The sequence below is a fragment of the Halomonas stenophila genome (genome assembly GCF_014192275.1).
Classification (GTDB): domain Bacteria; phylum Pseudomonadota; class Gammaproteobacteria; order Pseudomonadales; family Halomonadaceae; genus Halomonas; species Halomonas stenophila.
Genome location: NZ_JACHXR010000002.1, coordinates 536,864 through 549,683, shown reverse-complemented (window position 1 = coordinate 549,683; position 12,820 = coordinate 536,864). Strand labels below are relative to the sequence as shown.

The following is a 12,820-nucleotide window of genomic DNA, read 5'->3' as shown; positions in this document are numbered from 1 at the left end:
CTCGTTTGACGAGTCGCTTGCCTTGATATTCAGTGACTGGTCACCGACATCTCGACAAGCGCCCACATGAATTACCTGATCGATTGTTAAAGAGCATCTTGCGTTGCCGTGCCGTCCGGCCCGGCGCCCTGCAAGGAAGGCGTATTCTACGTGATCGGCGCGTCGCGTCAAGCCCCTTGTCGACGGCTTCCGAGGAAGCGATCCGGCTGACCGAGCCGTCATCCCGTGTCGCGATGACTGCCGATGGAGCCCTCAGCGGGCCTCCGTAGCGAGTGGCGAGCATTCTACCGTTTCCGGCGAGCCTGTCAACCGAGCCTTTTCAAAAACTCTCGAAGAAACAAGCACTTCTGCCACTCATCACCGCCTGCAACGTTGCCCGTCGCCGGCAGCGGATGCGTACTTTACGGATTCTCCGCGGGCAACGCAAGCCCCTCCCATCGAAAAAATATAGACCACGCTCTCGCGCCCCACCAAGACCCGTTGGTTATGAGATGAGCAGTGTCGAAACGCTTTGGACATAGGCCGCTCGCCATCGAGCGCCCGGACACGGTGAGCCGTCGTGGTTTCAGATCACGAAGAGGTCGACGAACCGGTTCACCGCGGTTCCCTCCAGGCGTGCCTGGTCCTTGCACAGCGTGAAGATCGTCTCGCAACGAGCACGCGGGAAGCGGGTGGCCAGGTTGCGGCGGAACTTCTCCTCGAGCACCGGGATCCCCTCGTCCCGCCGACGGCGATGGCCGATCGGGTATTCGACCACCACCCGCTCGGTGGCGCTGCCGTCCTGGAAGAACACCTGGATGGCATTGGCGATCGAGCGCTTGTCGGGGTCATGGTAGTCACGAGAATAGCCCTCGTCCTCGACGACCTCCATCTTGCTGCGCAAGGCGTCGATCCGCGGATGGGCCGCATGGAAGGCATCCTCGTAATGCTCGGCGGTCAGGCTGCCGAAGATCAGTGGCACCGCGGTCATGTACTGCAGGCAATGGTCACGGTCGGCCGGATTGGCCAGGTCTCCCTCCTTGGAGATGATGCGGATCGCGGACTCGTGGGTGGTCAGCACGATGCGATCGATCTCGTCGAGGCGATCCCTGACCTGTGGATGCAGGGCCACGGCGGCCTCGCAGGCGGTCTGGGCATGGAATTCGGCGGGGAAGGAGAGCTTGAACAGCACGTTCTCCATCACATAGCTGCCGAACTCCCGCTGGAAGGTGAACCGGCGCTCGTCCTCCGGCTTGGTGGCCAGGTCCTTGTTGGTGTGGCTGAAGAGCACGTCGTAGAAGCCCCACTGGGGCGCGGAGAGCGCGCCGGGGATGCCCATCTCGCCGCGCAGGGCGATGTCGGCCAGCCTCACGCCGCGAGACGTCGCGTCCCCCGCCGCCCAGCTCTTGCGGGAACCGGCATTGGGCGCGTGGCGATAGGTGCGCAGGCTCTGGCCATCGACCCAGGCATGGGACAGGGCGGAGAGCAACTGCTCGCGGTCGGCGCCCATCAGCCTGGCGGCCACGGCGGTGGAAGCCACCTTGACCAGCACCACGTGATCGAGACCGACCCGGTTGAAGGAATTCTCGAGCGCCAGCACGCCCTGGATCTCGTGAGCCATGATCATGGCCTCGAGGACCTCGCGCATGGTCAGCGGCGCCTCGCCCCGGGCGACCCGAGCCTGGGAGAGATGATCGGCCACCGCGAGGATGGCGCCGAGGTTGTCGGAGGGATGCCCCCACTCGGCCGCCAGCCAGGTGTCGTTGTAGTCGAGCCAACGGACGATGGCGCCGATGTCCCAGGCCGCCTTGACCGGGTCCAGGCGAAAGGAGGTGCCCGGCACCCGTGCCCCATGGGGGACGACGGTGCCCTCCACGAGGGGCCCCAGGTGCTTGGTGCACTCGGGGAAGCGCAGTGCCAGCAGGCCACAACCCAGGGTGTCCATCAGGCAGTGGCGGGCGGTGTCCAGGGCCTCGCCACTGTCGGGGGTGAAACCTAGCACATAGTCGGCGATCTTCTGCAACTCGCTGTCGTAGTCCGGTCGTACATTGGCTTCCACGGTGCTCATGCTTCCCTCCTGTCACCATCTCGGGTGAGTGCCTGGTGAACGCTTGCAGCTGGGCCCGGGATCGATCCGGCGAGGGGCTCCGGCGCCTCTCGCTCCGGGAATCCCCTGGCGTGTCCTTCACTATAGGAAACGCCCCGGTCCGGAGACACGAGGCGCTTTTGCATCCGGCGGTTTCCGCTCAGACGGTGCCGTCGGGCACGCGCACCCAGCCTTCCATCAAGACCCGGGCGCTGCGGCTCATGATCGCCTTGGTGGCGGTCCATTGGCCATCGACCTGGCGGGCCTCGGCACCGACCCGCAGCGTGCCGGAGGGATGGCCGAAGCGCACGGCCGTGCGCTCGCCGCCGCCGGCGGCCAGGTTGACCAGGGTCCCCGGCACCGCCGCGGCCACACTGATGGCGACGGCCGCCGTGCCCATCATGGCATGGTGCAGCTTGCCCATGGACAGGGCCCGCACCAGCAGGTCCACCTCACCGGCCTCGATCGTCCTGCCGCTGGAGGCCGGGTAGTCGGCCGGCGGTGCCACGAAGGCGACCTTCGGGGTGTGCTGGCGACTGGTGGCCTCATCGGCATGGCCGATCAGCCCCATGCGCACCGCACCGTGGGCGCGGATCGCCTCGAAGCGGGCCAGGGCCGCGGCGTCGCCGTTGATGGCCTCCTGCAGTTCGGTGCCCGTATAGCCGATGTCCGCGGCGTTGACGAAGATGGTCGGGATGCCGGCGTTGATCAGGGTCGCCGGCAGGGTCCCCACGCCCGGCACCTCGAGTTCGTCGACGACGCGGCCGGTGGGGAACATCGCCCCCTCGCCGTCGGCCGGGTCCATGAATTCGACCGGCACCTCCGCCGCGGGGAAGGTCACGCCATCGAGCTCGAAGTCCCCGGCCTCCTGGACGGCGCCGTCGGTGATGGGCACCCGGGCGATGATGGTCTTGCCGATATTGGCCTGCCAGATACGCACCTCGGCGACGCCGTTGCGCGGGAGGCGCGCGTCATCGACCAGGCCGTTGCTGATGGCGAAGGGCCCCACGGCCGCCGAGAGGTTGCCGCAGTTGCCGCTCCAGTCGACGACGGGCGCGTCGATGGCCACCTGGCCAAACAGGTAGTCGACATCGTGGTCGGGGCTGTCGCTTTTCGACAGGATCACCGTCTTGCTGGTGCTCGAGGTGGCCCCGCCCATGCCGTCGATCTGCTTCTGATAGGGATCGGGGCTGCCGATCACCCGCAGCAGCAGGGCATCGCGAGCCGGTCCCGGCGCGCGGGCGGCCTCGGGCAGGTCCTCCAGGCGAAAGAACACGCCCTTGCTGGTCCCGCCACGCATGTAGGTGGCGGGCACCCGGATCTGGGGTCGATGGGTCATATGGCCTCCTCAGGCGACCTCGCTGGATTCGAGAAAGTCCTGGGCGAAGCGCTGCAGCACGCCGCCGGCGGAGTAGATGGAGACCTCCTCGGCGGTATCCAGGCGACAGATCACCGGCACGCGCTCGGTGTCACCGCTCTGGCGGTGGATCACCAGGGTCAGCGTGGCGCCGGGGTCGGGGGCGCCCTCCACGTCATAGCTCTCGGTACCATCGAGCTGCAGGGTGTGACGGGTGGTGCCCTCCCGGAACTGAATGGGCATCACGCCCATGCCGATCAGGTTGGTGCGGTGGATGCGCTCGAAGCCCTCGGCGACGATGGCCTCCACGCCCGCCAGCGCCACGCCCTTGGCCGCCCAGTCCCGCGACGAGCCCTGGCCGTAGTCGGCACCGGCGATGACGATCAAGGGCTGGCCACGCGCCATGTAGGTCTCGATGGCCTCCCACATGCGGGTGACGCGGCCTTCCGGCTCAAGGCGCGCCAGCGAGCCTTGGATCACCTCGCCGGCCTCGTCCCGCACCATCTCGTTGAACAGCTTGGGGTTGGCCAGGGTGGCCCGCAGGGCAGTGAGATGGTCGCCGCGGTGGGTCGCGTAGGAGTTGAAATCCTCTTCCGGCAGGCCCATCTTCGCCAGGTACTCGCCCGCGGCGCTGTCGGCCATGATGGCGTTGGACGGTGACAGGTGGTCGGTGGTGATGTTGTCCGGCAGGATCGCCAGCGGCCGCATGCCCTTGAGCGCGCGCTCGGCCGCCATGTTGCCTTCCCAGTAGGGCGGACGACGGATATAGGTGCTCAGCGGACGCCAGTCATAGAGCGGGCTCTCGGCGCGTTCCGCCGCCTCCAGGTCGAACATCGGGATATAGACCCGCTGGAACTGCTCCGGCTTGACGTGCTCGGCGACGATGGCGTCGATCTCCTCATCGCAGGGCCAGAGGTCCTCGAGGGTGATCGGCTTGCCGTCCGGGGCGTGGCCCAGCGCGTCCTTCTCGATGTCGAAGCGCACGGTACCGGCGATGGCGTAGGCGACCACCAGCGGCGGCGAGGCCAGGAAGGCCTGCTTGGCGTAGGGGTGAATGCGGCCGTCGAAGTTGCGGTTGCCGGAGAGCACCGCGGTGGAATAGAGGTCGCGGTCGATGATCTCCTGCTGGATCGTCGGATCCAGGGCACCGGACATGCCGTTGCAGGTGGTGCAGGCGTAGGCCACGATGCCGAAGCCGAGCGCCTCCAGTTCGGGCAGCAAGCCGGCCTCTTCCAGGTAGAGGCGTGCCACCCTGGACCCCGGCGCGAAGGAGGACTTCACCCAGGGCTTGCGCACCAGCCCCAGCTCGTTGGCCTTCTTGGCCAGGAGGCCCGCGGCCACCACGTTGCGCGGATTGGAGGTGTTGGTACAGCTGGTGATGGCGGCGATGATCACCGCGCCGTCGGGCAGCTTGCCCGCCGCCTCTTCCGCCTGGGCCTTGGCGCTGTCCTTGGCTGAGCGTACGGCGATGCCGCGTTCGACAAGCGCCGAGGTGGGCAGGCGACGGTGCGGATTGGAGGGACCCGCGAGGTTACGCTCCACGGTGGAGAGGTCGAACTCCAGCACTCGCTCGTACCGGGCGCCGGCCAGGTCGTCGGCCCACAGGCCGGCCTGCTTGGCGTAGGCCTCGACCAGCGCCACCTGCTCCGGCTCGCGGCCGGTGATCTTCAGGTAGTCGAGGGTCTGGTCATCGATGTAGAACATCGCCGCCGTCGCCCCGTACTCCGGGGTCATGTTGGAGATGGTGGCCCGGTCGCCGATGGTCAGGCTGGCGGCTCCCTCGCCGAAGAACTCCAGATAGGCCCCCACCACCCGCTCGCGGCGCAGGAACTCGGTGATCGCCAGCACGATATCGGTGGCGGTGATGCCGGGCTGGCGCTTGCCGGTCAGCTTGACGCCGACGATATCGGGCAGGCGCATCATGGAGGGGCGCCCCAGCATCACGGTCTCGGCCTCGAGGCCGCCCACGCCGATGGCGATCACCCCCAGGCAGTCGATATGCGGGGTGTGGCTGTCGGTGCCCACGCAGGTATCCGGGAAGGCCACGCGCTTTCCATTCTCATCGGGGCGGGCCTGCACCACCGGCGACATCTTCTCCAGGTTGATCTGGTGCATGATGCCGTTGCCGGCGGGGATGACATCGACATTCTCGAACGCCGTCTTCGTCCACTCGATGAAGTGGAAGCGATCCTCGTTGCGGCGATCCTCCACCGCCCGGTTCTTGTCGAAGGCGTCCTTCTCGAAGCCGGCGTGCTCGACCGCCAGGGAGTGGTCGACGATCAACTGGGTCGGCACCACCGGGTTGACCTTGGCCGGGTCGCCGCCGCGCTCGGCGATGGCGTCACGCAGGCCGGCCAGGTCGACCAGGGCGGTCTGGCCGAGGATGTCGTGGCAGACCACCCGGGCCGGGTACCAGGGGAAGTCCAGGTCGCGCTTGCCGTCGATGATCTGCGCGAGGGCGGCGTCGCGCAGGCCCGGCTCGCAGCGGCGCACCAGCTGTTCGGCCAGCACCCGGGCGGTGTAGGTCAGGGTGTCATAGGTGCCGGGGCGGAGCGCCTCGACCGCCTCGCGGGTATCGAAGTAGTCCAGCCCGGTGCCGGGCAGGGGCTTGCGGTAATCGGTATTCATGGCGTGGCCACCATCGGGTCGTGGACAGAAGAAAGAGGCGGCAGCAGAGGCTACCTGGCCGGCGGCTCTCCCGCAGGACTTGCCGGCGACAAGCCCCGGGGAGCCGGCCCTTCGCGAGGGCGCTGTGAACCCATCCCTGGGCGCTACCGACGCCCTGCGGCGCTTTCGCATCCTGCGCCGCTTGCAGGTCCTGGGTTGGCCATCCATGGCCAACCCCTTCGGCGGGAAGAACATCCACTGGATGTTCTTCGTTTTCCGCCTCACCCATGGCGTAGGACCCTCGCTTCACCTTGTCCCGGCACCCGTCATGACGGGTGATCAGGCAGGAACGTCAGGCGCGCTGCTCGAGCGGCACCCATTCGCTGTGCTCCGGACCGACGTAGTCGGCGCTGGGACGGATGATGCGGTTGTTCTCGCGCTGCTCGAAGACATGGGCACACCAGCCGGTGACCCGCGAGCAGACGAAGATCGGCGTGAACAGCTTGGTGGGGATGTCCATGAAGTGGTAGGCGCCGGCATGGAAGAAGTCGGCATTGCTGAACAGCTTCTTCTCGCGCCACATCACCGCCTCGACCCGCTCGGAGACCGGATACAGCACGCTGTCACCCACGTCCTCGGCGAGCCGCTTCGACCACTGCTTGATGATGGCATTGCGCGGATCGGACTCGCGATAGATGGCGTGCCCGAAGCCCATGATCTTCTCCTTGCGCTCGAGCATGCCGAGAATCTCGCGCTCGGCTTCCTCGGGCGACTGCCAGTTCTCGATCATCGCCATGGCCGCCTCGTTGGCGCCGCCATGCAGCGGCCCACGCAGCGAGCCGATGGCGCCGGTCACGCAGGAGTGCATGTCGGAGAGGGTCGAGGCGCAGACGCGGGCGGTGAAGGTCGAGGCGTTGAACTCGTGCTCGGCGTAGAGGATCAGCGAGACGTTCATCACCCGGGCATGCAGTTCGGAGGCCGGCGCATCGCGCAGCAGGTGCAGGAAGTGGCCGCCCACCGAATCGTCGTCGGTCTCGGTGTCGATGCGCACCCCGTCGTGGGTGTAGCGGTACCAGTAGCAGATGATGGAGGGCAGGGCCGCCAGGAGACGGTCGGAGACGTCCTGCTGCTCCTCGAAGCTCTGCTCGGTCTCGAGGTTGCCCAGCATGGAGGCGCCGGTGCGCATCACGTCCATGGGATGGGCGTCGGCCGGGATCTGCTCCAGCACGGTCTTGAGCGCCGGGGGCAGGCCCCGCAGCCCCTTGAGCCTGGTGACGTAGTCATCGAGCTCGGCCCGGTTGGGCAGCTTGCCCTTGAGCAGCAGGTAGGCCACTTCCTCGAAGCGCGCCTTGTCGGCCAGTTCCTTGATGTCGTAGCCGCGATAGGTCAGCCCGGCGCCGCTCTTGCCGACGGTGCACAGGGCCGTGGAACCGGCGCTCTGGCCGCGCAGGCCGGTGCTACTGACGGGATTGTCTGCCATGGTCGTGTCTCCTGTCGTGTGCTTGTTATGGGTCTTGTTCAGGTGTCGTCGCCCTGCTCGGCGAAGAGGGCGTCGAGCTTGCGTTCGAAGTCGTGGTAGTTGAGGAAGTCGTAGAGTTCCTCGCGGGTCTGCATCGACTCCACCACGTCGCGCTGGTGCCCCTTGTCATGGATGCTCTGGTAGACCTTGAGTGCCGCGGCGTTCATGGCGCGGAAGGCGGACAGCGGGTAGAGCACCATGCGGCAGCCCGCCTCGGCGAGCTCGTCCTGGCTGAACAGCGGCGTGGCGCCGAACTCGGTGATGTTGGCCAGGATCGGCGCATCGAGGCGCTCACAGAAGGCCCGGTAGTCATCCAGGGTGTGGACGGCCTCGGCGAAGATGGCGTCGGCGCCGGCCTCGAGGCAGGCGTTGGCGCGCTCGATGGCGGCCTCCAGCCCTTCCTTCTGGAAGGCATCGGTGCGGGCGATCAGGGTGAAGTCGGGGTCGAGGCGCGCATCGGCGGCGGCCTTGATGCGGTCCACCATCTCACCCTGGGAGACGATCGCCTTGTTGGGGCGGTGCCCGCAGCGCTTCTGGGCCACCTGGTCCTCCAGGTGCACCGCCGCCACGCCGGCCCGCTGCATCTCCTTGACGGTTCGCGCGATGTTGAAGGCGCCGCCCCAGCCGGTGTCGATGTCCACCAGCAGCGGCACCTCGGTGGCCCCGCAGATGCGGTGAGCGTCCTCGACCACGTCGTTCATGGTGGTCATGCCCAGGTCGGGCAGGCCGAAGGAGGCATTGGCCACGCCGCCACCGGACAGGTAGATGGCCTGGTGGCCGACCCGCCCGGCCATCATGGCCGTGTAGGCGTTGATGGTGCCGACGATGGGCAGCGGGCGGTTGGCCTCGAGGGCGGCACGGAAACGGGCGCCGGGCGTGAGTCGGGTCATGGGGTCTCTCCAGTGGGTCGGCGGGGCATCCTCAGGTGGACGCCTCCTGTTCCTGTTCGAGGGAGGCGGCGTAGCGTTCGACGACATTCTCCCGGGAGGCGCTGACATGGCGACGCATCAGCAGTTCGGCGAGTTCGGCGTCCCCGGCCTCGATGGCATCGACGATGCGGTGGTGCTCGACGAAGGCCCGCTGGGGACGGGTGCCACTTGCGCTGAATTGGGTGCGATACAGCCTCACCAGGTAGTAGAGGTCGTCACACAGCAGACCCATCAGCATCTTGTTGTGGCTGCCCTGGACGATGCGGTAGTGGAAGTCCAGGTCCCCCTCACGCTGGTAGTAGGCCTCGCCACGGCGCAGGTCGGCCTGACGCTCGTGGACCGCCAGCACCTCCCGCAGGCCGTCGATCTCCTCGGCACTCATGTGCTCGGCGGCCAGCCGCGCGGCCATGCTCTCCAGCGCCTCGCGCACGTCGAACAGCTCGAGCAGTTCCTTCATCGACAGCTTGACCACCCGGGCCCCCACATGGGGCACGCGCTCGATCAGCCGGTGCGCCTCCAGGCGGCGCATGGCCTCGCGAAGCGGCCCGCGTGAGATGCCGTAGCTCCGGGACAGTCCCGGCTCGGTGATCTTGCTGCCCGGTGCCAGCTCGCCCCGGACGATGGCATCCTGGAGCTGCTGGAAGACCCGTTCCGCCAGGGTGCGGACCTCGGGGGGTGTGGCCGATTCGGTCAGTGCGTTCGTCATGGCAATTGTCGACAATCAGGGCTTGAGGGAAACTGTAGACAGTGCCTTCCTTCGGGTCAATATGCCAGCCTGGCCGACTCTCTCCCCCTTTGGTTGTAAACAACCAAGCATTTGCTAGGCAGGATGTCGACAATAGTCGGGCTGCGTTGACCCGGCGTCGCGGCCGCTGCCCTGCCGCTGGCGACAAACCCCGTCGCGGCGCCTAGAATGTGGCGCCTGTTGAGGGAAGGCACCATTGATGACATCACCACTCGAGATCACCCCCCTGAGCTATCGGGAAGACCCCCTGGACCTGTTCGCGGCCCTGCGCCATCGCCCGGCGGCCGTGCTGCTCGACAGCGGCCGGCCGGTCGCCCCCGGCGGCCGCTACGACATCCTCTCCAGCGACCCCTTGAGCGTGCTGGACATCGATGCCCGGGGCCGGGTCCACGGGGATGCCGCCCTGCCGGACGGCCTCACGCCCTTCGCCGCCCAGCAGGCGCTGCTCGACCGCCTGGACGATGCGGTGCCGGACAGTCACCTGCCCTTCCTCGGCGGCCTGATCGGGTTCTGGAGCTACGATCTCGGCCGCTGCCTGGAGCCGGTGCCCGGCCGGGCGACACCGGTCGCCGACCTCCCGGCCAGCCGCGTCGGCCTCTACGACTGGGCGATGATCCTGGATCACCAGCGCCGCGAGGCCTGGCTGGTGGCGACCGCCGAGCGCCGCGACCAGGTGCTCGGCTGGCTGGCGGTGCCGCCCCCGGCGAGCGGGGACTTCCGCCTGACCGGCGACTTCCTCCCCGAGCTGGCCCGGGAGGACTACCTGGCGCGCTTCGACGCCGTCCAGCGCTACATCCGCGAGGGCGACTGCTATCAGATCAATCTCGCCCAGCGCTTCAGCGCCCCCTATGAGGGTGACCTCTGGTCGGCCTACCGTCGCCTGCGCCGGGCCACCCCGACGCCCTTCTCGGGCTTCATCGCCTGGGACGATCACGCCATCCTGTCGCTGTCCCCCGAGCGCTTCCTGCATTGCGCCCGGGGGCGGGTCGAGACCCGGCCGATCAAGGGCACCCGCCCCCGTGGCCGGACCCCGGCGGAGGATCGCCGGCTCGCCGAGGCGCTCGCCGCCAGCGTCAAGGATCGCGCCGAGAACGTGATGATCGTCGACCTGCTGCGCAACGACCTGGGCCGGGTGTGCCGCCCCGGCAGCGTGCGGGTCCCGCAGCTGTGCGGCCTGGAGAGCTACGCCAACGTGCATCACCTGGTCAGCGTGGTGACCGGCGAGTTGGACGAGCGCCACTCCCCCCTGGACCTGCTGGCCGCCGCCTTTCCCGGCGGCTCGATCACCGGCGCGCCCAAGGTGCGCGCCATGCAGATCATCGACGAGCTCGAGCCCTCGGCCCGCAGCGCCTACTGCGGCAGCCTCGGCTATGTGGACGTGAGGGGTCACATGGACACCTCCATCGCCATTCGCACCGCCGTGGCCGACCGGGGCCGGCTGCACCTGTGGGGCGGCGGCGGCCTGGTCGCCGACTCCCGGGGCGAGGACGAGTATGCCGAGACCCTGGACAAGATCCGGCATCTGATGGCGGCACTCAGCGACCCCGCCTGACGATCGACCCCACGGGCGAGGAGATCGTCGCCCACACGGCACGCCCCCTGTGCCGCGATGGATCCGGCATGACCGCTGGCCGGGTGATAAGCCGCCATGGAATAACGAAAGCAATCTGTTAATACTTAGCGGCATAAACATCCAATCAATCGGTATTGGGGCCGCTCACTCGGGCTCTGCTAGGGTAGCGCCACCGAGACACCTTTCTGGGAGGCGCTCATGGAGCCGCAACTCGACGCCATCAACCGTGACCTGGGCCAGGATCCCGAGGCCCTGATTCGCTGGGCCCTGGAACAGGGCAGCCGGCCGATCTGCACCACCAACTTCCGCCCCTTCGAGGCGGTCATCCTGCACATGGTGACGCGGCAACGGCCGGACATTCCCATCGTGTGGATGGACCACGGCTACAACACCGAGGCCACCTATCGCTTCGCCGACGCCGTGGTGAAGCAGCTCGACCTCAACCTGATCAGCTACATCCCGCGCCGCACCCGGGCCCATCGCGAGGCGGTCGACGGTCCCATGCCGGACATCGACGACCCGCGCCACGCGGCCTTCACCGAGGAGGTGAAGCTCGAGCCCTTCGGCCGGGCGCTGCGCGAAATGGCACCGGACGTCTGGTTCACCGCCCTGCGCGCCGAAGACACCCCCGAACGGGCCCGCATGGACGCCGTCTCCCGCAACGCCGACGGCCTGCTCAAGGTCGCGCCGCTGCTGCACTGGAGCGCACGCGACCTCTACCAGTACCTGCAGGCTCACGACCTGCCCAACGAGTTCGACTACTTCGATCCCACCAAGGTGGAAGCGAAGCGGGAATGCGGGCTGCATCTCCAGCACTGAGGCACCCAGGCACGCCATCGCCCGTCCGAGAGGACGGGCGATGGCGTTTTTCGTCGAGACCGAGGTCGGGGGCGCTTCAGCGAACGGGCAGTTCGATACCCTGGAAGAGCCCCTGTTCGTGGCGGGGGCCGGCCACCAGGGCGGCATCCACCAGATCCCGCTCCAGGTGATCGGCGAAGCCCTGCAGGAAGTCGTACATGTAGCCGCGCATGAAGGTCCCGCGACGGATGCCGATCTTGGTGGTGGAGCTCTCGAAGAGATGGCTGGCGTCCAGGGCCACCAGGTCGGTGTCCAGCTCGGGGTCCACGGCCATGTGGGCGACGATCCCCACCCCCATGCCGAGGCGCACATAGGTCTTGATGACATCGGCATCCGCCGCCGTCAGCACCACATTGGGGCTGAAACCGTGGGCCCGGAAGGCATCGTCGAGCTGGGAGCGACCGGTGAAGCCGAAGACATAGGTCACCAGCGGATACCCGGCCAGGGCCTCCAGGGTGAGGGTCGGCATCTCGGCCAGGGGATGTCCCTTGGGGACCAGCACGCAGCGATTCCAGCGATAGCAGGGCAGCAGCACCAGGTCGGTGAACAACTCCAGGGACTCGGTGGCGATGGCAAAGTCGGCCTGCCCCTCGCTGACCATCTGGGCGATCTGCCGCGGCGTGCCCTGCTGCATGTGCAGCGCCACGTCGGGGTACTTGCGGGTGAACTCGCGAATCACCGGCGGCAGCGCATAGCGCGCCTGGGTATGGGTGGTGGCGATGGACAGGCTGCCGCGCCGCTCGTCGCTGTGCTCCTGGGCGACATGCTTGATGTTCTCGGTGAGCCGCAGCACCTGCCCGGCGAGATCGATGATCGCTTGCCCCGCCGGCGTGACCCGGGTCAGGTGCTTGCCGCTGCGTGCGAAGATCTCGACCCCCAGCTCGTCCTCCAGCAGACGAATCTGCTTGGAGATGCCGGGCTGAGAAGTATAGAGGCTCTGGGCGGTGGCCGAGACGTTGAGATTGTGACGCGAGACTTCCCAGATGTACCTCAGCTGCTGGAGCTTCATGACCGCTCCCTCCCCCTTCCTGTGGCGGGATTAAAAGACCATTGGGCAATAAGGATATGTTTCATGATTACTTTATAGCATATCATGGGCGCGCCCACATACCTCCCGGGCAGGCCGTCGAGGTCGCACGGGGATTTGCCAGCAAGTGGGTCGCCCGC

General features: G+C 67.5%; 9 protein-coding genes. 2 read left to right on the top strand and 7 right to left on the bottom strand.

The genetic code is table 11. The features are described 5' to 3' along the window. Positions 1-565 precede the first annotated feature (565 nt). From prpD to FHR97_RS06465, 6 genes are all read right to left on the bottom strand, one after another. Complete coding sequence (prpD, locus tag FHR97_RS06490) at positions 566-2,047, bottom strand: 2-methylcitrate dehydratase (RefSeq protein WP_183382941.1); 1,482 nt, start codon at positions 2,045-2,047, stop codon at positions 566-568. A 178-nt stretch (positions 2,048-2,225) separates the two neighbouring features. Further along, the gene (prpF, locus tag FHR97_RS06485; protein ID WP_183382940.1) at positions 2,226-3,404 is read right to left on the bottom strand and encodes a 2-methylaconitate cis-trans isomerase PrpF; all 1,179 of its coding nucleotides are present in this window, start codon (positions 3,402-3,404) and stop codon (positions 2,226-2,228) included. A 9-nt stretch (positions 3,405-3,413) separates the two neighbouring features. After that, complete coding sequence (gene acnD, locus FHR97_RS06480; protein ID WP_183382939.1) at positions 3,414-6,050, bottom strand: Fe/S-dependent 2-methylisocitrate dehydratase AcnD; 2,637 nt, start codon at positions 6,048-6,050, stop codon at positions 3,414-3,416. A gap of 331 nt (positions 6,051-6,381) precedes the next feature. Beyond that, positions 6,382-7,509 carry a bifunctional 2-methylcitrate synthase/citrate synthase gene (gene prpC / locus FHR97_RS06475; RefSeq protein ID WP_183382938.1) on the bottom strand — a complete coding sequence of 376 codons (1,128 nt, stop codon included), beginning with the start codon at positions 7,507-7,509 and terminating at the stop codon, positions 6,382-6,384. A gap of 38 nt (positions 7,510-7,547) precedes the next feature. After that, entirely contained in the window at positions 7,548-8,438 is an 891-nt protein-coding gene (gene prpB, locus FHR97_RS06470) for a methylisocitrate lyase (protein ID WP_183382937.1), read from the bottom strand. A 31-nt stretch (positions 8,439-8,469) separates the two neighbouring features. Further along, entirely contained in the window at positions 8,470-9,183 is a 714-nt protein-coding gene (locus FHR97_RS06465; RefSeq protein WP_183382936.1) for a GntR family transcriptional regulator, read from the bottom strand. Between the two features lie 238 nt (positions 9,184-9,421). Between FHR97_RS06465 and pabB the strand changes: the two genes are divergently transcribed. Continuing rightward, positions 9,422-10,774, top strand: coding sequence for an aminodeoxychorismate synthase component I (gene pabB / locus FHR97_RS06460; protein ID WP_183382935.1), 1,353 nt, complete (start codon positions 9,422-9,424; stop codon positions 10,772-10,774). A 219-nt stretch (positions 10,775-10,993) separates the two neighbouring features. Beyond that, positions 10,994-11,614, top strand: a complete 621-nt coding sequence (locus tag FHR97_RS06455; protein ID WP_183382934.1) for a phosphoadenosine phosphosulfate reductase domain-containing protein — start codon at positions 10,994-10,996, stop codon at positions 11,612-11,614. Positions 11,615-11,690: 76 nt separating this feature from the next. Here the strand turns inward: FHR97_RS06455 and cysB are convergent, their stop codons facing one another. Beyond that, on the bottom strand, positions 11,691-12,662 hold the full coding sequence (gene cysB / locus FHR97_RS06450) for an HTH-type transcriptional regulator CysB (protein WP_183382933.1): 972 nt from the start codon (positions 12,660-12,662) through the stop codon (positions 11,691-11,693). Positions 12,663-12,820: the final 158 nt, after the last annotated feature.